Annotated in this window: 19 protein-coding genes; 7 read left to right on the top strand and 12 right to left on the bottom strand. The window is 69.7% G+C overall.

Annotation, left to right across the window (positions count from 1 at the left end):
• Positions 1–30: 30 nt before the first annotated feature.
• The 4 genes from ACIOGX_RS24675 to ACIOGX_RS24660 all read right to left on the bottom strand — a co-directional run bounded on the left by ACIOGX_RS24675 (position 31) and on the right by ACIOGX_RS24660 (position 2,672).
• Positions 31–342, bottom strand: coding sequence for a helix-turn-helix domain-containing protein (locus ACIOGX_RS24675; protein ID WP_383963371.1), 312 nt, complete (start codon positions 340–342; stop codon positions 31–33).
• Positions 339–713, bottom strand: a complete 375-nt coding sequence (locus tag ACIOGX_RS24670) for a type II toxin-antitoxin system RelE/ParE family toxin (RefSeq protein ID WP_401916255.1) — start codon at positions 711–713, stop codon at positions 339–341. Before ACIOGX_RS24670 ends, ACIOGX_RS24675 begins: the two co-directional genes overlap by 4 nt.
• 86 nt (positions 714–799) lie before the next feature.
• Complete coding sequence (gene msrA, locus ACIOGX_RS24665) at positions 800–1,468, bottom strand: peptide-methionine (S)-S-oxide reductase MsrA (protein ID WP_383963376.1); 669 nt, start codon at positions 1,466–1,468, stop codon at positions 800–802.
• Positions 1,469–1,538: 70 nt separating this feature from the next.
• Complete coding sequence (locus tag ACIOGX_RS24660; RefSeq protein ID WP_401916252.1) at positions 1,539–2,672, bottom strand: hypothetical protein; 1,134 nt, start codon at positions 2,670–2,672, stop codon at positions 1,539–1,541.
• Positions 2,673–2,866: 194 nt separating this feature from the next.
• Between ACIOGX_RS24660 and ACIOGX_RS24655 the strand changes: the two genes are divergently transcribed.
• On the top strand, positions 2,867–4,027 hold the full coding sequence (locus tag ACIOGX_RS24655) for a cystathionine gamma-synthase (protein ID WP_356514347.1): 1,161 nt from the start codon (positions 2,867–2,869) through the stop codon (positions 4,025–4,027).
• Between the two features lie 100 nt (positions 4,028–4,127).
• On the opposite strand, the gene ACIOGX_RS24650 is transcribed toward ACIOGX_RS24655, so the two are convergent.
• From ACIOGX_RS24650 to ACIOGX_RS24640, 3 genes are read right to left on the bottom strand one after another with little or no spacing between them, the layout of a single operon-like run.
• A complete protein-coding gene (locus tag ACIOGX_RS24650; RefSeq protein ID WP_401916249.1) occupies positions 4,128–4,391 on the bottom strand; it encodes a hypothetical protein in 264 nt (87 codons plus the stop codon).
• Positions 4,388–4,900, bottom strand: coding sequence for a sigma factor-like helix-turn-helix DNA-binding protein (locus ACIOGX_RS24645; RefSeq protein ID WP_401916246.1), 513 nt, complete (start codon positions 4,898–4,900; stop codon positions 4,388–4,390). Before ACIOGX_RS24645 ends, ACIOGX_RS24650 begins: the two co-directional genes overlap by 4 nt.
• 32 nt (positions 4,901–4,932) lie before the next feature.
• Positions 4,933–5,589, bottom strand: a complete 657-nt coding sequence (locus ACIOGX_RS24640; RefSeq protein WP_401916243.1) for a MarR family winged helix-turn-helix transcriptional regulator — start codon at positions 5,587–5,589, stop codon at positions 4,933–4,935.
• Positions 5,590–5,854: 265 nt separating this feature from the next.
• Here ACIOGX_RS24640 and ilvA point away from each other — a divergent pair, with 265 nt between their 5' ends.
• Positions 5,855–7,108 carry a threonine ammonia-lyase gene (gene ilvA, locus ACIOGX_RS24635; protein ID WP_356514351.1) on the top strand — a complete coding sequence of 418 codons (1,254 nt, stop codon included), beginning with the start codon at positions 5,855–5,857 and terminating at the stop codon, positions 7,106–7,108.
• 58 nt (positions 7,109–7,166) lie between these two features.
• Here ilvA and greA read toward each other — a convergent pair whose 3' ends face one another.
• Together greA and ACIOGX_RS24625 are read right to left on the bottom strand one after the other, a co-directional pair.
• Entirely contained in the window at positions 7,167–7,664 is a 498-nt protein-coding gene (gene greA, locus ACIOGX_RS24630) for a transcription elongation factor GreA (RefSeq protein ID WP_356514352.1), read from the bottom strand.
• Positions 7,665–7,909: 245 nt separating this feature from the next.
• Positions 7,910–8,311, bottom strand: a complete 402-nt coding sequence (locus ACIOGX_RS24625; protein ID WP_356514354.1) for a DUF4307 domain-containing protein — start codon at positions 8,309–8,311, stop codon at positions 7,910–7,912.
• A 98-nt stretch (positions 8,312–8,409) separates the two neighbouring features.
• On the opposite strand from ACIOGX_RS24625, the gene mca reads away from it, so the two are divergent.
• Positions 8,410–9,291: a mycothiol conjugate amidase Mca gene (gene mca, locus ACIOGX_RS24620; protein WP_356514356.1), complete on the top strand. Its 882-nt coding sequence runs from the start codon at positions 8,410–8,412 to the stop codon at positions 9,289–9,291.
• Between the two features lies 1 nt (position 9,292).
• Positions 9,293–9,541 (top strand): hypothetical protein, encoded by a 249-nt coding sequence (locus ACIOGX_RS24615; protein ID WP_356514358.1) that lies wholly within the window; start codon positions 9,293–9,295, stop codon positions 9,539–9,541.
• Between the two features lie 86 nt (positions 9,542–9,627).
• On the opposite strand, the gene ACIOGX_RS24610 is transcribed toward ACIOGX_RS24615, so the two are convergent.
• Positions 9,628–12,864, bottom strand: a complete 3,237-nt coding sequence (locus ACIOGX_RS24610; RefSeq protein ID WP_401916238.1) for a tetratricopeptide repeat protein — start codon at positions 12,862–12,864, stop codon at positions 9,628–9,630.
• Between the two features lie 232 nt (positions 12,865–13,096).
• Between ACIOGX_RS24610 and ACIOGX_RS24605 the strand changes: the two genes are divergently transcribed.
• Together ACIOGX_RS24605 and ACIOGX_RS24600 are read left to right on the top strand one after the other, a co-directional pair.
• Entirely contained in the window at positions 13,097–13,558 is a 462-nt protein-coding gene (locus ACIOGX_RS24605; RefSeq protein WP_401916235.1) for a DUF4365 domain-containing protein, read from the top strand.
• Between the two features lie 52 nt (positions 13,559–13,610).
• Complete coding sequence (locus ACIOGX_RS24600) at positions 13,611–13,829, top strand: hypothetical protein (RefSeq protein WP_401916233.1); 219 nt, start codon at positions 13,611–13,613, stop codon at positions 13,827–13,829.
• 1,198 nt (positions 13,830–15,027) lie between these two features.
• Here the strand turns inward: ACIOGX_RS24600 and ACIOGX_RS24595 are convergent.
• Together ACIOGX_RS24595 and ACIOGX_RS24590 are read right to left on the bottom strand one after the other, a co-directional pair.
• Positions 15,028–16,725, bottom strand: a complete 1,698-nt coding sequence (locus tag ACIOGX_RS24595; protein ID WP_401916230.1) for a hypothetical protein — start codon at positions 16,723–16,725, stop codon at positions 15,028–15,030.
• A gap of 791 nt (positions 16,726–17,516) precedes the next feature.
• The gene (locus ACIOGX_RS24590) at positions 17,517–18,083 is read right to left on the bottom strand and encodes a Uma2 family endonuclease (protein ID WP_401916227.1); all 567 of its coding nucleotides are present in this window, start codon (positions 18,081–18,083) and stop codon (positions 17,517–17,519) included.
• Positions 18,084–18,225: 142 nt separating this feature from the next.
• Between ACIOGX_RS24590 and ACIOGX_RS24585 the strand changes: the two genes are divergently transcribed.
• Positions 18,226–19,106 (top strand): IS5 family transposase gene (locus tag ACIOGX_RS24585; protein WP_401916224.1). Its coding sequence is split into 2 segments (ribosomal slippage): positions 18,226–18,586 and positions 18,586–19,106, totalling 882 coding nucleotides; the frame shifts between segments, so codons are not numbered across the junction.
• The last annotated feature ends 150 nt before the right edge of the window (positions 19,107–19,256 follow it).

The raw sequence follows: 19,256 nt of genomic DNA, 5'->3' as shown, positions 1-19,256 counted from the left end.
GGTCTCGCGGACCGCGTGTGGGCGGTCGGCTCAGGCGGCGTGTGGCACGAAGGAGAGGCGGGTCTCCTCCGTGTCGATGGATACGTCCAGCTTCGCGTCCAGTGCCACCGCGAGAGCACGCAGCAACGGGAGCGTGGGGGTCGTTCCGCCGCCCTCGATCCGTTCGATGTCCTTCACGGACAGGTCCGTCCGTTCGGCGAGCGCGGCTTGATCGATCCCCAACGCCGTGCGGCGGTCGTGGACCGCCTGTCCCAGAGCGATGGCGGCCCCGGCCTCGACGTAGGCCGGGTCGGCCCGATGCTCCTCGGGAATTGTCCACGAGGTGTGGTATCCCGCACTCACGCCTGCTCCTCGAACGTCCGGTGGTACGCGGTGGTCGCGGTCGGATGCGACCCGTCACATTCCTTCTGCGCCCACAGCGACCGCTGGACCTCTCGCTCTTCGCGCATCCGGGTCTTCTTGAAGACCGTCAGAAGCACGATACGTCGCCCTGGTGCCAGCCAGTAGGTGAGACGGACGGCATCCGGGCCCAAGTGGAAGCGCAGCTCTCTGACGGGGCCGCTCAGATGCCGCGAGTGCGGTTCGCCAAGCGTCGTGGGTGCGTCGGCGAGCCGGTCGGCATGGCGTTCCACCGCGCGATAGTGCTCGCGCGGCAGCCCGTCCAGCCAAGCCTTCACCTCGGGTTCGATCTCGATGTCGTAGCGGTGCTCCACTGGGTGAAGCGTAGGCAGACCCCGGTCGGCGCCGGTTGATTCCGCCAGTGATCACCCGATCGTGTGCGGAGCCCGACGTCGTCGGATTACTCGCCGGACGAGACCGGGGCCACGCCGATCGGGCAGGAGACGCCCGTGCCGCCGAGGCCGCAGTAGCCTGCCGGGTTCTTGTCCAGGTACTGCTGGTGCTCGGCCTCCGCCGGGTAGAAGGTGCGGCCTTCCGCCGGGAGGATCTCCGTGGTGATCGTGCCGTAGCCGTTGCCCGTCAGGACCTTCTGGTAGGCCGCGCGGGAGGACTCCGCCGCCTCGGACTGGGCCGGGGAGTGCGGGTAGACCGCCGAGCGGTACTGCGTGCCGACGTCGTTGCCCTGGCGGAAGCCCTGGGTCGGGTTGTGGGACTCCCAGAAGAGCTTCAGCAGGTCGGCGTACGAGACGACCTTGGGGTCATAGACCACGCGGACCGCTTCGGTGTGGCCCGTCAGGCCCGAGCAGACCTCTTCGTAGGTGGGGTTCGGCGTGGAACCGCCCTGGTACCCGACCAGCGTGGTCCAGACGCCTTCCTTCTGCCAGAACGTGCGCTCCGCGCCCCAGAAACAGCCCAGGCCGAAGTCGGCGATCTCCAGACCCTGCGGATACGGGCCCAGCAAGGGGTTGCCGAGGACCGTGTGGCGGGAGGGGACCGCGAACGTCGGCTCCGGGCGGCCGCGCAGGGCCTGCTCGGGGGTGGGGAGCTCGGGGGTGCGGCGCAGGAACATGGCTCTCCTCAGATGTGGTGTCCTGCTCAGAGGAACGTACGACGGCCCCCGGACATTCCGGGGGGCCACCTCACTGCGGCAGCGTCGCCGGGCTGCCGCCGTTCGCCTCGTACCCCGCCACCGCCAGCGCCCGGTACACCGTGTACTCCGCCGCCGGGTCCCCGTCGTGCGTCCACGGCAGCGCCCCGACATGGCCGTCCACCCGGACCAGCTGGTTCATCGCCTCGGCCCAGCGCTCGGACCGTACGAGGAACAGGATCAGCAGATGCCGTACGTGCGGCAGCATCGGGTCGTCCTGCCGGGCGGCGTGGACCGCGAAGAGCGCTCCCTCCACCGCCTTCTTGACCACCGCGCTCTGGTAGAAGCCCTGCACGAGATTGACCTCGGGGAGGTGCTCGTACACCGCGAACAGCGGCAGCGCCGCCAGCAGCGAGCCCTGCGGTGCGCGCGCGGCCGCCGCCGTCGCGAACCGGTCGGCCTCCTCGCGGGAGCCGTGCCACTTCTCGCACCAGTAGTGCAGCGCCGCCAGATGCGCCCCCATGTGCGCCGGAGCGCGGTCGATCACCTTCGCCCACAGCTGGTCGAACCGCTCGGGGGAGTAGCCGAGCCCACGGGCCACGGCCAGTTCGATGATGTACGGCACGGGGTCGCCGGGCGCCAGCAGGGCGGCCTCGCCGCACACCGTACGGGCCTCCTCCAGGATGATCCGGAACTCATCGGTCCCGGCGGCCGAGGACCGCCACGCCTGCTGCGCCAGGAACTCCGCGTGCACCGCCGCGCCGCCCGCGTCCTTCGGCGACTCGGCACGCCAGGCCCGGAGCCACGCGCCGCCCGCCGGGCGCTGCCCTTCCTGTACCGGCGCGCCCGCCGACGCCGCCTGAAGCTCCAGCGAGGCCGCCCCGGCGAACGCCTGCACGCGCTGCCAGCGCACCTCGCCCTCCTTCGCGGTGCCCGCGAGCAGTTGCGCGGCGGCCCGCCAGTCCTGCGTGTGCTGCACGACGTCGAGTACGTCCAGGAGGTCCTGATCGGGGCCCGGCAGCCGCACGTCCAGCGCCTCCTGCCGTACGAAGCCGTACGCGGCCGGGTCGGCGGCATCGGGCGATCCCGGGGCGACCTGGCGGATACCGCCCCTGCCGCGCCGGACGAACGGAACGATGACCGCGGCCAGCAGGCCCATCGCGATCAGGAACCAGAGAATCTCCATGGCCCCATTGTCCCGGATGCCGAATGCCCGCCCCCGCCCCTACCCCCACGGAGCGACCACCTGCCCGCACTCACCCCCGGCCCCCGGCACCAGCCCACCGGCCCCGGCGCCGCACCCGCACCCGCGCCCGCCACCCCGCGCCGGAGGCCGAAGGCGCCCCGCCGCGAGGCGAACCGGCGATACCCTCAGGACCCATGACCCACCAGCACACCAGCGAGCCGCATCACTTCGAGACTCGCGCCATCCACGCGGGCAACACCGCCGATCCCCGCACCGGCGCCGTCGTCCCCCCGATCTACCAGGTGTCCACCTATAAGCAGGACGGCGTCGGCGGCCTGCGCGGCGGTTACGAGTACAGCCGCAGCGCCAACCCCACCCGTACCGCGCTGGAGGAGAACCTCGCGGCCCTGGAAGGCGGCCGGCGCGGGCTCGCCTTCGCGTCCGGGCTCGCCGCCGAGGACTGCCTGCTGCGTACGCTGCTGGCGCCCGGCGACCATGTCGTGATCCCGAACGACGCCTACGGCGGCACCTTCCGGCTCTTCGCCAAGGTCGTCTCCCGCTGGGGCGTGGACTTCTCGGTCGCGGACACCTCGGACCCGGCGGCGGTACAGGCCGCGCTCACCCCCCGTACGAAGGCGATCTGGGTCGAGACTCCCTCGAACCCGCTCCTCAACATCACCGACATCGCCCAGCTCGCCGGGATCGCGCGCTCGGCCGGGGTGAAGCTCGTCGTCGACAACACCTTCGCCAGCCCCTACCTCCAGCAGCCGCTGGCGCTGGGCGCCGATGTCGTCGTCCACTCGACGACGAAGTACATGGGCGGGCACTCCGATGTCGTCGGCGGCGCGCTGATCGTCGACGACGCGGAGCTCGCGGACGAGCTGGCCTACCACCAGAACGCGATGGGTGCCGTCGCCGGGCCCTTCGACGCATGGCTGGTGCTGCGCGGCATCAAGACCCTCGCCGTACGGATGGACCGGCACAGCGAGAACGCCACGCGCATCACCGAGATGCTCACCGCGCACCCGCGCGTCTCCAAGGTCCTCTACCCGGGGCTGCCCGAGCACCCGGGGCACGAGGTGGCCGCCAAGCAGATGAAGGCGTTCGGCGGGATGATCTCCTTCCAGGTCGAGGACGGCGAGGAGGCGGCGGTCGCGGTCTGCGACCGCGCGAAGCTGTTCACGCTCGGGGAGTCCCTCGGCGGCGTCGAGTCCCTGATCGAGCACCCCGGCCGGATGACGCACGCCTCGGCGGCGGGCTCGGCGCTGGAGGTGCCCTCCGACCTGGTCAGGCTCTCCGTCGGGATCGAGTCCGCCGACGATCTGCTCGCCGATCTCCAGCAGGCGCTGGGCTGAGCGGCCGTTCCACCGCGGGCTGCTGCCGGCAGTCGGCAGTCGGCAGCTGACAGCCGGTAGCCGACAGCCGCCGACCGTCGCCGGCCGGGCTTCACGGGCTTCACCAGCCGTACCAGTCCTCCAGCGGCGGTGTCGTCTCCGTCGGCGGCGCCGACCACGGATGCGCGGTCGACGCCCAGACGCCGAACACGATCAGCGCCACGATCAGCAGCGTCCAGAACGCCCGCCGCGCCGCCCGGCGCCTGCGCAGCACCCGGGCGCCGCGGTGGGCGGCGCGGCGGGCGATGTCGGCCGGTACGTCGGGGCGTGCCGCGTCCAGCATCATCCGCAGCACCTCGGCCCGCTTGCGGTCGGTGCTCCTCATGGGCCCGCCTCCCGCGGCCCGGACGGGCCCGGCTGCGTCCCGCTCCGCCGCGACGGCTCCCGTATCGTCGCGATCGCCCGTGCGCAGAGCACGCGGACCCGCTCCTCCGGGAGCCCGATCAGCGCCGCCGTCTGTTCCTCGGCCAGCCCTTCGTACAGGCGCAGCACCAGCACGACACGTTCCTGCGGGCCGAGCACCCCGAGCACACCGCTCGCCCGGCGGCCACGCCGGGCCGGGTCGCGCCAGGCGGCCTCGCGGGCGAAGCGCAGCACCAGCTCCTGGCGGGCGCGGTCGTACGGATCCTCGCCGTCGTCGCCGCTGAGCCGGTCCCACTCCGCGTACGTCCGGGACAGCGCGGCGACCAGCAGGCGCTGGGCCCGTGGGGTGGCGTCGGGCGGCTCGCCGGTGAGCAGTACGGCCGCATGCAGAAGCCGGCCGGCCGCGCCCGCTGCGAACGCCTCGAACTCCCGGGCGCGGCGGCGATCCAGGACCGCCCGACGCTCTCGCACGACCTCATATGAGGCCAGTCAGGGGCCCAGGGTCAAGAGGGCGTATCCGCACCCCGGTGCACACCCTGCCCCGCGCCCTGCCCCGCGCTCTGCCGCGCGTCCTGGGCGACCTCCGCCGCCGGGCGGTCGCCCGCGTCCGGTTCGTCCGTGCCGTCCGTACCGCCCTCACCGGAGGGCAGCCCGGCCGCGCGCGCCGACAGCGCGCCGTTGAACCGGGTCAGCAGGGTGGTGAAGGAGTTCCGTTCCTCCTCCGTCCAGCCGCCCGTGACCTGTGCCATCAGCTCGCGCCGTGACGAGCGGACCTCTTCGAGCCGGGCCAGTCCGCGCGCCGACAGTTCGAGCACGACCGCGCGCCCGTCCTCCGGATGCGAGGTGCGCTTGACCAGGCCGGTGTCGACCAGCGGGGCGACCTGCCGGGTGACGGTCGAGGAGTCGATGCCCATCCCGGCGGCCAGCGCCTTGACGCCCATCGGACCTTCCCGGTCGAGCCGGTTGAGCAGCAGATACGCGGCACGGTCCATCGAGTTGCGGACCTGGCCCACACCACCGAGCCGGGTCTGTTCGGCCCGCCGGGCGAAGACGGCCACCTGGTGCTGGAGGGCATCGAGGAGGCCGGCGTCGTCCGAGGGTTCGGAGGCCGTCTCCCTGGAGACCGACGCAGCGGAAGTCATGTCCTGAATGGGGGGCATGGCTGGGGCTCTCTCGTACGGGGGTCGGTTGGTGGGGGACAGAGTACGCGGCGACGGCTTGGACCGTACCTGCCCTGCGAAAACCCGACGCCGTACCTGCCCCGGCCAACCCCAGGCCGTACATGACCCGGGCCCGCCCGGGTCCCGCGGCGGACGCGGCCGGCCGTGGACGCCGATGGCCGACAGTGGACACCGACCGTGGACGCCGACCGCCGGCCGTGGACACCGACGGCCCTCCGGCCGGTGAGCTGCGAGACTGGCTCTCATGAGCTTCGGTACGTCCCGCCCGGTGCCTCGCCCCGCGCACCACCCCTCCCACCCCCTGATGCTCGATGACATCCGAGGGGCCCAGAAGATGCTGTCCGACGTCGCGCGGACGACCGCGATGGAGGGGAGCCGCTATCTGACGCAGCTGGTCGGCGCACCCGTTCTCCTCAAGTGCGAGAACCTCCAGCGGACCGGCTCGTTCAAGCTGCGCGGCGCGTACGTACGGATCGCCTGCCTCTCCCCGGAGGAGCGCGCGGCGGGCGTCGTCGCGGCCAGCGCCGGCAACCACGCGCAGGGCGTCGCGCTCGCCTCCACCCTCCTCGGCGTCCGCTCGACGGTGTTCATGCCGGTCGGAGCGCCCCTGCCGAAGGTCGCGGCGACCCGCGACTACGGCGCGGAGGTACGGCTGCACGGACAGGTCGTGGACGAGACGCTGGCCGCCGCCCAGGAGTACGCCAGGAACACCGGCGCGGTCTTCATCCACCCCTTCGACCACCCGGACATCATCGCCGGACAGGGCACGGTCGGCCTGGAGATCCTGGAGCAGTGCCCGGAGGTACGGACGATCGTCGTCGGGATCGGCGGCGGCGGGCTGGCCGCGGGCATCGCCCTCGCGGTGAAGTCGCTGCGCCCTGATGTCCGGGTGATCGGGGTCCAGGCGGCGGGCGCCGCCGCGTATCCGCCCTCACTCGCCGCGGGCCGGCCGATGGCGGTCGAGTCACCCCAGACGATGGCGGACGGCATCAAGGTGGGGCGGCCCGGCGACATCCCGTTCCAGCTGGTCCAGGAGCTGGTCGACGAGGTGCGCACGGTCTCCGAGGACGAGCTGTCCAGCGCCCTGCTGCTCTGCCTGGAGCGGGCGAAGCTGGTGGTGGAACCGGCGGGGGCGAGCCCGGTGGCCGCGCTCCTCAGCGACCCGGGCTCCTTCCACGGCCCCGTGGTCGCGGTGCTCTCGGGCGGCAACGTCGACCCTGTCCTGATGCAGCGGATCCTGCGTCACGGCATGGCGGCGGCCGGGCGCTATCTGAGTCTGCGGCTGCGGGTGACGGACAGGCCGGGCGCGCTGGCGACGATGCTCGGGGTGCTGTCGGTCGCCGACGCCAATGTGCTCGATGTGAGCCACGTACGGACCGATCCGCGGCTCGGGCTGACGGAGGCGGACGTGGAAGTGCATCTGGAGACCAAGGGGCCCGCGCACTGCACGGCGGTGGCGGCGGCGCTGCGGGAGGCGGGTTACACGATCCTGGGCTGAGGCCCACGGCGTCGTCATGCCTGAGGGCCGGTACACCCGTGGGTGTACCGGCCCGGACTCAGCCCCGGTAGGGCTTGGCGTCGAGGATCTTCACGGAGGCGGTCCTGCCGTTCGGCAGCTCGTACTCCGCGTCCTCGCCGACCCTCTTGCCGTTCACACCGCTGCCCAGCGGGGACTGCGGCGAGTAGGTCTCGATGTCCGAGCTGGCGTACTCACGCGAGGCCAGCAGGAATTCCAGGGTGTCGTCGGGATCTCCGTCGAAGGCGATCGTCACGACCATGCCGGGCTCGACGACCCCGTCGTCCGCCGGGGCCTCGCCGACCTTCGCGTTCTGAAGGAGCTGGGTCAGCTGGCGCAAGCGGAGCTCCTGCTTGCCCTGCTCCTCCTTGGCCGCGTGGTACCCGCCGTTCTCCCGCAGATCGCCCTCTTCACGGGCCGCCGCGATCTTCATGGAGATCTCCGCGCGCGCGGGACCAGACAGGTACTCCAGCTCGGTCTTCAGCTGGTTGTACGCCTCCTGGGTGAGCCAGGTGACGTTCTCACTGGTCTGGGTCACAGGTGCTCCTCGTAGGTACCGGGAATACAAAGCAACGCCCTACCCAGAAGAATGTGCCTTCTCGGGTGGGCGAAACCACGAGCCTAACAATTTCGAGGCGCGAGGGGGAGGACGAATGCCATCAGAATTACATCAACGCAGGTCAGCGATGTCCATCCGGGGTGCAGGCGGCGGGTCACCGCGCTCGTGTCGCCCGCTTCCGTCCGTCCGGAGGCCGGGCCGTCGGGGCAGGACCCGGGCGGGGCTCAGTCCGACGTGCAGCCCAGCAGCTCGGTACTGGTGGCACTGTCGGTGGTACGCACCGTGACGACCCGGTCGATCCGCGTCTCGCCCGCGCCGAAGCGCACGTCCAGCCGGCCGACCTCCGCGCCGCTCTCCGCGAGGGAGCGCAACGTACAGCTGCCGGTGGCGTCCCGGTCCTTGCGGACCTCCAGATGCGCCTCGACCGCGGTGGCGGAAACCCTCTTGAACTTGATGAGCTCGCCGGAGACACTCCGTTCGACCACGTAGTGATAGCCGAACCAGCCGATCAGCCCGATCAGCGCGACGCCGAGCACCGCGCCGACGACCTTCAGTCCGCGGTCCGCGCGCTGGTCCGCCGAGCGGCCGTAACGGCCTCGGGGAGGCTCCTCGCGCACCACGGCCATGATCGTTCCTTTCGGACTCGGGCAAGCCGGAATTTCCGCCGCCCGATATCCGTCACTATAGAAGCCGTCCGATGCGACACATCACTGAGGATCGAGTCTTGACTGAGCAGCTGCGGCTGATGGCCGTTCACGCCCACCCCGACGACGAGTCGAGCAAGGGCGCGGCCACCATGGCCAAGTACGTGTCCGAGGGGGTGGACGTGCTGGTCGTGACCTGCACGGGAGGCGAGCGCGGCTCCATCCTCAACCCCAAGCTCCAGGGCGACGCCTACATCCAGGAGCACATCCACGAGGTACGCAAGAAGGAGATGGACGAGGCGCGCGAGATCCTCGGCGTCGAGCAGGAGTGGCTGGGGTACGTCGACTCGGGGCTGCCCGAGGGCGACCCGCTGCCGCCGCTGCCCGAGGGCTGCTTCGCGCTGGAGGACGTGGACGAGGCGGCGGGCCGTCTCGTACGCCTGATCCGGTCGTTCCGGCCGCAGGTCATCACCACGTACGACGAGAACGGCGGGTATCCGCACCCGGACCACATCATGACCCACAAGATCTCGATGGTGGCGTTCGAGTCCGCGGCGGACAAGGAGAAGTACCCGGAGGACGACTTCGGTCCCGTCTGGCAGCCGGAGAAGCTCTACTACAACCAGGGCTTCAACCGGCCGCGCACGGTCGCGCTCCACGAGGCGCTGCTCGCCCGGGGCCTGGAGTCCCCGTACGGCGAGTGGCTGGAGCGGTGGAAGGAGATCGAGCGGGTGGAGCGGACGCTGACCACGCACGTTCCGTGCGCCGACTTCTTCGAGATCCGGGACAAGGCGCTGATCGCGCACGCCACCCAGATCGACCCCGACGGCGGCTGGTTCCGTATCCCGATGGACATCCAGCGGGAGGTCTGGCCGACCGAGGAGTACGAGCTCGCGAAGTCGCTCGTCGATACATCCCTCCCCGAGAGCGACCTGTTCGCGGGCATCCGCGACAATGACTGATATGTATGCGACTCAGGCGATGGCGTTCGTGGCTCCTCTCGCCAAGGAGCTCGACGAGAACAAGGTGACGCCCGGTGTGCTCGGGTTCATCGTGTTCGCGGTGATGGCGGGGGGCGTGTGGCTGCTGATGAAGTCGATGAACCGCCACATGGGCAAGGTCAACTTCGAGGAGGCCCCCGCGCAGACGCCCGCCGCGTCCGCGGGGTCCGCGAAGAGCGAGCCGGCGTCCGCCGCCCCGCGCGGCGAGTAGCGCGGCACCGGCCGGCTTCACGCCCCGCCCCTTCACGCCCCGCCCCTTGACGCCGCCCGCAGGCGTCAAGGGGCCGGACGCGACGGCTACCCGGGCGATGTCACCGGTACGCCCATCACCTCGCGCGCGTGGCGGTTCGGCACCATTCCCAGCTGCCATGCCTGCCAGCCGTCCTCCAGCCGCAGGCCCCGGCCCAGCATGACCCCGAGCGTCGCCGCGGACTCCGCGAGCTTGCCGTCGCGGGCCGGGTGGGCGGCGGCGGTGAGGTCGGACAGTTCCTGTTCGGCGACCACCGAGCCCACGTCGATACCGCCCGCCGAGGCGTACGGCAGCAGCGTGCAGCGCAGGAAGCGGGACCAGTCGGCGCCGCGGTGGTCGTCGTACGAGGAGAAGAGCGCCGTCGCCTCGTCGCAGAGCTGGAGCGCCTGGCCGGGGCGGTTGTTGCCGGCGTCGATGATGGCCAGCTCCAGACAGGTCCACGCCTCGCCGTGGGCGACGCCGATGCGGCGGAAGTCCGCGCGGGCGTCGGTCAGCAGCTGGCGGGCGAAGCCGGAGTTGCGGAGGTTGCCGGTCTGGGCGGCGCGCTGGTCGCGGGTGACCCGGCCGGAGTGGTGCCGGGCGCAGGCCAGCCCGTACACGTCGCGCATCCGGGAGAACATCGTGCGCGCCCGCTCCAGCTCCCGTACCGCCTGGTCGCGGTCGCCGGTCTCCTCCAGCGCCTGGCCCAGGTAGTAGAGCGTCCACGCCTCGCCGCGCGCGTCCTCGTTCTCGCGGTGGCGGGCGAGGGCTTCGCGCAGTTCGCCGACCGCCGGGGCCGGGTCGCCGTCCACCAGCCGGGTGCGGGCGAGCTGGGTCATCGCCCAGGCCTCGCCGCGGCCGTCGCGGGTCCTGCCGTACAGATCGAGGGCCGCGCGCAGCTCCGCCTCCGCCCGCGCCACATCGCCCAGCCGCAGATACAACTGGCCGAGCTGGAAGTGCGTCCACGCCTCGCCGTGCAGGGACTCGTTCTCGCGGTGCAGTACGAGCGCGCCGGAGAGCAGCGTGAGCGCCTCGGCCACCGAGCCCCGGTCGCGCTCGACGGCCGCCAGGGCGTGCAGCGTCCAGCCGCGGTCGCCGGCCAGCGGCTCCGGGGACTGGAGCGCGAGCGCCTCGCGCAGCTTCGCCGACGCCTCGGCCAGATTGCCCTGGTGGTGCAGGGTGATGCCGAGCGAGCACAGCGCGCGGGCGGCGCCCGCGTCGTGGTCCGCCTCCCGGTAGAGACCGACGACGGTGGTCAGGGTGGTGCGCGCCTTGTCCAGCTCGCCGAGCTGGCGGGCCGCGATGCCCGTACGCCACTGGACCGAGCGGAGCAGCAGCCCCTGGCCCACCGCCTGGGTCAGCTCGTTGATCTCGCCCAGCCGGTAGAGGTCGCCGCGCAGCAGGCAGTAGTCGCAGAGCGCGCCCAGCAGGTTCAGTACGGCCTGCTGGTCGACGCCCTCGGCGTGCCGCAGCGCGGCCGTGATGAAGCTCGACTCGTCGTCCAGCCAGCGCAGCGCGGACTCCAGCGAGGAGAAGCCGTGCGCTCCGGCCGCCGTCTTGAAGAGGTCCGCGCGGGTGGAGGTCTTGCCGTCGACCAGCCGGATCACGGAGTCGGCCAGCTCGCCGTAGTTCCGGATCAGCCGCTCCTGGGCGGCCGTACGGTCCTCGGCGCTCTCCTCGTCCCGCAGGCGTGAGTGCGCGAAGATCCTGACGACATCGTGCAGCCGGTAGCGGCCGGCCCGTACGTGGTCGATCAGCCCTGCCCGGGACAGCTCGGCCAGCGGCCGGCCGGCCTCCTGCTCGTCCGTCGCCAGCAGCGCCGCCGCCGCTGCCACGCCCAGGGACGCGCGGCCGGCCAGCGCGAGGCGGCGCAGCAGCATGCGGGCCTGGTCGCCCTGGTCGGTGTAGCGCACCCACAGGGCACGTTCGGCCGGTTCGACCGGGCCGTACGCGTCGAGGTCCGTGGCCAGCCGCTGCGCCGTGCGCTCCCCGAGCGAGGACCCGGCGATCCGCAGCGCGAGCGGCAGGCCGCCGCACAACTCGGCGACGCGGTCGGTGGACTGCGCGTCGTACGGTCCCTCCGCCGACGCGGCGGGGGGTGCGGCCACGGCCCGCAGCAGCTCTTCCGCGCCCGCCGTGTCCAGCGGCTCGACGGGCAGCTGGTGCACCCAGGCCGGTACGTCGTCCGGCAGATCGAGCCGCTCGCGCGCCGTCACCAGCACCAGGCTCTCGGACCGTTCCGGCACCAGCGTCCGCACCTGCTCGGGATCGGAGGCGTCGTCCAGGACGACCGTCACCGGCAGGCCCGTCAGATGCTGGTGGTACAGCTCGCTCAGCCGCCGCACCTGCTGCTCCGGGGAGGACCCCTCACGGAACAGCAGCTGTTCGCGGGGCGCGCCCAGCCGGTTGAGCAGATGCAGCAGCGCGTCGCGGGTCGACAGCGGCGCCTCGAAGGAGCCGCCGCCGCGCAGGTCGACCACGCACGCGCCCCTGAACTGGTCCTTGAGCTGATGCGCGGCCCGTACGGCCAGCTCGGTACGGCCGGAGCCCGGCGCGCCGTACAGCACCACGACCGTCGGCTTCGTCTCCGTCGACACGCGGGCCGCGTGCACCCACTGAGCGATCTGCGCCATCGCCGCGCGCCGCCCGGCGAACGGCCCGTCCGGCTCGGGCAGATGACCGAAGGACCGTTCGAGCACACTGCGCCTGCGGGCGGCGGCGCTGCGGTCCCCGCCGCGCAACTGCGGCACGACGGTGGGCTTCTTGGTGGTGCGCCGGGTCGCGGAGGTCAGCACCCGCTGCTGGTCGAGGAACGGGCGGATGCCCCGTACCTCCAGCGCCGTCAGCCACTGGAGCCGCAACTGTTCGGTGCCGCCCGGCTGGCCCGCGGCCCCGGCCCTGCGGTGCGCGGCCGGCCAGTGCGAGGCGGTCACCTTGGCGACGGTGGTCGCGGCCCCGGCGACCGCCACGACGGCCCCGGCGCCGAACGCGATGCCCGTGGCGGTGCCCAGCGCGACGTCCGCGCCGACGGCGGCGACCGCGGCGACGGAGGTGACCAGCACGGGCGTGCCGAGGGACTGCCTGCTGAACCGCTCCGACAGCGCCGGGCGTTCGGCCCGCTCCGCGTCCAGCGCCCGCACGTACGCGGTGTACTCCTCGTCCGCGCCCGCCGCCATGGCATCCAGGGCGCCGCGCCCGCGTGCCAGCAGTGTGTTCCCTTCGGTCCGCCCGCCGGAGCGCCGTACCTCTTCCTCCACGGCACGTACCAACAGCCTCTCGGCTTCGGCCCGGTGGCTTTCCCGCATATGCGTCCCCCTCCGAGAGCATGGGTGAGAGAGGACATTGTCCTGTGCGGGCGGCGCGAGCGCGAGGGGAGCCCGCGGGCGCGTGTGTCTTCCGCGGTCTCTCGCGGGCTGGGGCGCAATACCGTTCTTGGCTGGGAAGCTGATTGTGCGTCGTCGGCTGTTCCAGCCTTGTCCCCGTAGATCAAGAGGGGGCGGGATGCCGAAGGTGCCTGAGAGTCGGCGCGTTGGGCGTATGGCCCTGAATGAGGTGCGTGCGCTTCTGGAGCGGCACGGGCACATCGTGCAGGAGGTCGACGGCGGTAACGACCACGGTGAGGACCTGCACGTCACCTTCGTGCAGAACGGCGAGCGAACAGCAGACTCCATGGCCGTGCAGGTCAAGGGTGGAGTCTCGTCGCGAACCAGAAGGGGCCGTCGCATCCGAGTCGGGGATCACGGGGGCAACTGGCGCGACGGTAGCCTGCCAGTGCTCTGTGTCGTCCATGATCCTGAGCGGGGCGGCCTCTTCTGGGCTAACGCGACCCGTCAGCTCCGCCGAGCCGAAGCGCTGCGCACGATGCTGAAGTCTGTTGTCGTCTCACGGGAGTCCGTGCTGAACGACGATACGATCGGGACTTTCGTGCAGAGCATGAGAAACGTCCTGGTTTGGGAACGTCAAGGGGTTGGTCGTTGGGCTGACCTGGGCGGACGTTGAGTTCACTCCGCATGATGTCGTTAAGCCTTTCGAGAACGAGTATGGCGAACCCATGATCTTTTGGCAGCAGCGTGGGAGGCCATTCGCGGTTTTGCTTCATCATGATCTTGACTGGGATCCCGTGCGCGTTCAGGAGGGGATGCTCCGCTTTGATCCCATTCCGATGATCAGCAGCGTCATCCTCAACGATGCGCAAGCGCACTGGCTCATGGGGTGCTTTAAATCCACGGAGTGGTGGCGCCGACCGATCGAGCAGAGCGACCTTTCCTGACCTCTGAGGTTCCTTGGAACTGCCTGCATCTGACATTGCGCTGCTCACTTCTATGCCCTTTCAATGCAGGTGAGCTGAAGGAGAATGCTGGTCCGATCGTGCGGAACCGCGCGGGGGGTGGTTACTAACGTCCGCAACTGCTCGGGCAAAGGCGCGGAAGGCCAAGACGCGCTCGGGGGCACTCAGGCCGCGCAGCGCTGACAAGAAGCCGACCAGGAGGGCCAGCGGATAGATGGCGCGCTGGAGGGTGAGTGCACCAGCGCAGATCACGGTAGACAGCAGTGCCACGGTCACGATGAGAGAGCCCCTTCGGAGAGACGTCGCACCGTTTTGGTGCGCTGACGCTCATAGAAGGCCGTGCGGTACTGGAGCTCCGAGCCGCCTTGTGCGCCAGGATGCTCGAAGTGCCTGGTCGGGCAGATAATGTCCGGACTTCCGGTCCGGATACGTGCTGGAAGTTGTCGTCACATGTCACGCCCACACCAGGCCCGAAGCGAGGGTGATGGCTGCTTGGTAGGAGTCGACTCTCCTGTCGCGGCGGGCTGCGATGCCACGCCATGCTTGAGGCGGTTGCAGCATCGCACCACGACGTTGCGTCGTTTGTGGACTCCTTGTCGAAGGGGTCGCGGCTGGCCGCCCTGCTGCCGCACGGGAGTCGGTTGCTGATATGGCTGGCCGCTCGGGAATGGTGTGTGGGATGCCTCGGCGTCGCAGCCAGGTCAGGATGATCGCGGAGGTGCAGCCTTGCCGCCAAGGACGTGGCGAGTCGTATCCAGGAGCGTTCCGGCACGATCCATGGGGGGCTGTATCACCACCATCACCGTGGTGAACTGCGCGCAGCCGTCGGTGTCCCTGCCCGTGACGGCGAAGAGGGCGGACGTCCAGCGCAGTGCAGACCACGTGGGATCCTGGAGCTCAGTCCGCCATGGAGTGGCCGAGCACCGCGTCGCGAAGCCTCTTTTCCGAGCCCTGGTGGCACGCTGGTGAGCGTCTGCGACGGTGAATTCCACCGGACGCCAGCCAGTCGATGTAACCGGCCCCGTCCGCTCTCCGCTTGCGCCGCCCGAAGTGGCTCGAGGGTGCCGTCCTTCAGCTACTGGCGGAAACGGGTGGACAGACTGGTTCATGCTCCGTGTCGCTCGGCCACGTCCCGCCAGGCCAAGATCAGCATGTGACGACATGGTTCAGCCGGGTCGGCTCAATGCATAAACCCTCGGGTCGGATCGCGAGGCGGCACGTTGCCGAACTCCTCGAACCATCCTTCAGGGCGCAGATCTCCGATGCCCATGCGTTGATTGAGGGGGCTGTCAGGGTGCTCCAACCCCTGCAGCGTGGGGTCATACAGAAAGAGCACATCGTGGTCTTGGAAGAGCAAATCCGAGCAGTCGGACCAGTCGTAGTCCCCCCGCTGCTCGGGGAGCCCTTCGGTGAACTTGGCGACCAGATCCGGTTCATCACATGTCATTGCCGAAGCACTCTGCAGGGCAAAGTGGAGCGCCAGTTCCTCTGCCGCGCAGCGTGGTTCAGGGGAACGGCCAAGGGTGATGTCTTCGTTGAGATCGTCCAGGGCTCTCAGCATCCTGCGCCGCCAAGGCCGTGGCTGGCCCCATGTCGATGCTGGCAAGTATGCGAAGAAGATCCCAAAGCTGTTCGCGAGGATCGGCTGGTCACCCAACTCTTCCAACTCGTCATGAGCCATATCGGCGAGGATCTCCAGGTTGCAGCTGAGGATGCGCGATGTGCGGGGCGTCATCCGCCATGGCTCTTCGTCTTCCTCGTCCCAGACGACGTCTGGGTCCCAGGTTTCCGAACCTAGCCCGTGGCCCTCTTGAGGTAGGTAGATGCTAGGAGCATTGAAGGATGCGATCGCTACCGCATCTCCACCCTCTGCAGCCTGGACGTACCACTCATGGGCTTCGGCGTTCTGTCGGCGCCGCTGGGCGATAACACCCCGGAGCCGCATGGCAAGGGCATCCCTCTGGGCTGCGGCCCTCTCGTAGCAGGCCGCTGCTTCGTCCCATCGTCCTTCAATCTCGTGCAGGGCACCAAGGGCTCGGGCCTGCAAGGGAGTTCCTGTCTCAGATACCGTCCGGTACCACGATGACCAGGTGTGTTCTGGACGTTGCTCGCGCTGTACGAACCCAAGGTCGTGCATGGCGGCATGGTCACCTCTGGCTGCCAGTGGAGAGAAGCAGCGCTTGGCGAGCACGAGGCGACCGAAGCGGAAGGCAGACCGCCCGACAGGCAGCAGCTCGCTACCGCCACTCGCGTGCGCGACTGCTGCCTCCCATACCTCGTCAGGGATGTCCGCCGCTTCGGCGGCGCTGGCTGTGGCGTCCACGAGGTAGTCGAATGGGCGCCAGGCATCTGCGGTATCTGTGGCAACCAGCATTCCTGCTACACCGAATTGGGTCTCGGTCGCCCACATCAGAGCCTGCTCGGGACTCTCGGCTCGGAGACGGGAGGCATCCCCAGCAGTGAGATAACACGTGGACAATGTCAGCAGGGTCTCAGCGGGCAGCGGAGTGGAGATGCCTGCTCGCGTAAGGTCGATGGCTGCTTGGACCAGGGCCGCGCCACGGGGATGGCCTTTCGGCTGACGTTTGGTCGTCAGGAACTCTTCGAGCAGCTTCGGCCCGGCTGCGAGGTATTCTGCGATGCCGTGAACGCCGTGGTGGCGGGCTGCTTCAGCAAGACGAATATCGCGGTTCGGGTTTTCAAGGTGCGCGTGGAGCCTGCCCATTTCCGCCTCGGACCACTGTCGGTCCAGTACGAGGGGCTCGATGAGGTTCAAGACCCGGGATCCCAGGCGGCGCACAGACGCCACGCCAGCTCCCGTGCCTCTCAACGCGCGCTCACTGTAATTGCCGTACACCTCGGAACGCATGGTGGCCATGACCACAACTCGTTGGTCCAAGAGTGCGGACAACATGCCTTGATCGAGACTGCCTGGGAGGAGGAAGCGGTCGAGGTCGTCCAGCCAGAGCACCCACTTCCGACGGCCGTGCCTCCGTAGCGATATATGCGATAGCACGGGGCCCAGGTCGCTTGCCGCAGGTGGTGCAATGATCCAATGATCAGAAAGTTCGCGTTGTACGGCCTCGAAGGCGCACCGTGATTTTCCGGCCGTGGACTCGCCGACCAATAGGATGAGGCCGCCGTTCTCCCTGGCTTCAAGCAGTTGAGTCGAGACTGTGCTGTCCGCGTCCCGTGGCACATAGGTCGGTAGTGGGGGAACACCCTCGAGGCGACTCGTTCGGTGTACGCCCAGTTCCAGCGGCTTGGCGTCAGCCACCGGGCGGATCGGGATCCGGACTGGGCCTACCGTGATGTGACGCGATTCTTCCTGTGTCGGAGTGGGAGTCTTGGCTCGCGCCGCGCGCAGGAGGCGATCCCAAACTGCCGGGTCGGCGAGCGCGGCAGGGAGGACGGTGTTTCGCTGCCGAGCCATGGCGTCGACTGCACGGAGAAACTCTCGAAAGAGTTTATCTCTCGGTATGTGCTTTCCGCTTCGCCAATCGCTGATGCGCTGCACGGACAGGGAAGTTCGTCCAAGGCGATCCCTGCTCGCAGAGCAGATCGCGGCTGGCTTAGGGGAGCCGACTGCAGCGAAAAGAGCCTCCAGGTGGTCCCTGAATTTCCGCTTTCCCTTGTGCTCAGTCATGAGGAAATGATCTTCCAGCGCTATCAGATGGCTCCCAGGTCCACGGTGACGGAGAAGGGCGCGGCAGCCTTGATCACGCCGGTGAACATCTCGCCGTCCCTGTAGACCTTGGTGGCAGGGTCGAGAACGTAGGTGTAGATGATGGGGACACCGGTCGTGGCCTGTTCGATCCGCCAGTAGAAGGGGATGCCGGCCTTGGCGTACTGGTCCACCTTCACGATCCGGTCGGTGGTCTCCGAGCCGGGGGACACGACCTCGACGACCAGGAGCACATGCTCTGGGCGGGTGGGCGTGATGTCGATGGTCTCCGTCTGGTAGACGACGACGTCCGGACGGCGGTTCGTGAGAGGAACGTCCTGCAGGCGGACGTCGAAGTCCGTGTCGGCGTTCCAGTCCGGGCCCGCCGCGGCGTCCAGGGCATTGGCCAGGATTCGGGCCAGCCGGTTGTGCCGTTTGGACGCGCTCGGGCTCACAACGACCATCCCGTCCACGATCTCGATGCCGGCACACTGCTCCTCTGACCAGGAGTCGTACTGCTCCGCGCTGATCTGCGTATGCATCCACGCGGGCGCCACCATCTCGGCGGTCATGGTGTACCTCCTTCGAGGGGCCTCGACAGTTCCAGCGCTGCTGGCCTCAGCCTACTGTCCTGTGATGCCGGGGCGCCCAAGGCCGCTAGGCGCTGTCCGGCGGATCATGTGACCTTCTGACCGGTCGCTCGTTAATTCGGTTATGGGTCGGGGGGATCTGACGAATCGTGAGTGGTCGCTTCTGGAGCGGCACCTGCCACTCCCGGGCGGCTGGGGCGGGCGGTGGAATGACCACCGCACTGTGGTCAACGGAATCCTCTTCCGGGTCCGCACCGGTGTCCCGTGGCGTGACCTGCCGGAACGCTACGGCTCCTGGAAAACGATCTATGAGAGGCATCGCCGCTGGTCGGCGGACGGCACCTGGGACCGACTCCTGCATGCAGTCCAGGCCCACGCCGACCTTGCAGGGCGGATCGACTGGTCAATGGTCGGTGTCGACTCGACCTCCTGCCGGGCCCACCAGCACGCGGCCGGCGCGCGAAAGACCCGGCCACGGGTCCCGAAAAAAGGACGACGCCCCGGCACCACCGCCCCGACGAGGGACTCGGACGGTCTCGGGGCGGCCTGACCTGCAAGATTCACCTTGCCGGGGAAGGCGGCTGCCGCCCCATGGCCCTGCTGGTCACTCCGGGCCAGTGGGGCGATGCTCCGCAACTGGCGGAGGTCCTGGACCGGATCCGAGTTCCCCGGCCGCTGGGCGGACGGCCCCGGACCCGGCCCGACCACATCAGCGGCGACAAGGCATACAGCTCCCGCCGCAACCGCCGCTACCTGCGACGACGACGGATCCGGCACACGATCCCGGAGCCGAAGGACCAGCGGGCCAACCGTCGCCGCCGAGGCAGCGCGGGCGGCAGGCCCACCGGGTTCGACCGCGAACGCTACCGGCGACGCAACGAGGTCGAGCGGACCATCAACCGGCTCAAGAACTCCCGAGCGGTCGCAACCCGATATGACAAGCGGGCCTACGTCTTCCACGGCACGGTCACCGCAGCGGCGGTCCGCTTATGGCTCCGCCCATGATCCGCCGGACAGGCCCTAGGTGCGGCATGCGGGGGAGGCCGCTGCGAACCGCTTGATGGCATGACTTCGCCTTGCCTGCTTCCGCACGCTGAGCACCCCGTCGGGTGGTGGCCGGCGGGATGACTTTGCCGAAGTCACACACTGTGATGT

This window comes from Streptomyces sp. NPDC088147, from assembly GCF_044741565.1.
In the GTDB taxonomy this organism is placed as follows: Bacteria; Actinomycetota; Actinomycetes; order Streptomycetales; family Streptomycetaceae; genus Streptomyces.
This window is presented reverse-complemented; position numbering and strand designations above follow the sequence as displayed.

Excerpts from the sequence above, each read along its gene's own strand:
- msrA (WP_383963376.1), bottom strand. The coding sequence starts at position 1,468 with ATGTTCCTGCGCCGCACCCCCGAGCTCCCCACCCCCGAGCAGGCCCTG.
- ACIOGX_RS24660 (WP_401916252.1), bottom strand. The coding sequence starts at position 2,672 with ATGGAGATTCTCTGGTTCCTGATCGCGATGGGCCTGCTGGCCGCGGTC.
- ACIOGX_RS24655 (WP_356514347.1), top strand. The coding sequence starts at position 2,867 with ATGACCCACCAGCACACCAGCGAGCCGCATCACTTCGAGACTCGCGCC.
- ACIOGX_RS24650 (WP_401916249.1), bottom strand. The coding sequence starts at position 4,391 with ATGAGGAGCACCGACCGCAAGCGGGCCGAGGTGCTGCGGATGATGCTG.
- ACIOGX_RS24640 (WP_401916243.1), bottom strand. The coding sequence starts at position 5,589 with ATGCCCCCCATTCAGGACATGACTTCCGCTGCGTCGGTCTCCAGGGAG.
- ilvA (WP_356514351.1), top strand. The coding sequence starts at position 5,855 with ATGAGCTTCGGTACGTCCCGCCCGGTGCCTCGCCCCGCGCACCACCCC.
- ACIOGX_RS24625 (WP_356514354.1), bottom strand. The coding sequence starts at position 8,311 with ATGGCCGTGGTGCGCGAGGAGCCTCCCCGAGGCCGTTACGGCCGCTCG.
- ACIOGX_RS24615 (WP_356514358.1), top strand. The coding sequence starts at position 9,293 with ATGTATGCGACTCAGGCGATGGCGTTCGTGGCTCCTCTCGCCAAGGAG.
- ACIOGX_RS24610 (WP_401916238.1), bottom strand. The coding sequence starts at position 12,864 with ATGCGGGAAAGCCACCGGGCCGAAGCCGAGAGGCTGTTGGTACGTGCC.
- ACIOGX_RS24605 (WP_401916235.1), top strand. The coding sequence starts at position 13,097 with ATGGCCCTGAATGAGGTGCGTGCGCTTCTGGAGCGGCACGGGCACATC.
- ACIOGX_RS24600 (WP_401916233.1), top strand. The coding sequence starts at position 13,611 with ATGATCTTTTGGCAGCAGCGTGGGAGGCCATTCGCGGTTTTGCTTCAT.
- ACIOGX_RS24595 (WP_401916230.1), bottom strand. The coding sequence starts at position 16,725 with ATGGCCACCATGCGTTCCGAGGTGTACGGCAATTACAGTGAGCGCGCG.
- ACIOGX_RS24590 (WP_401916227.1), bottom strand. The coding sequence starts at position 18,083 with ATGACCGCCGAGATGGTGGCGCCCGCGTGGATGCATACGCAGATCAGC.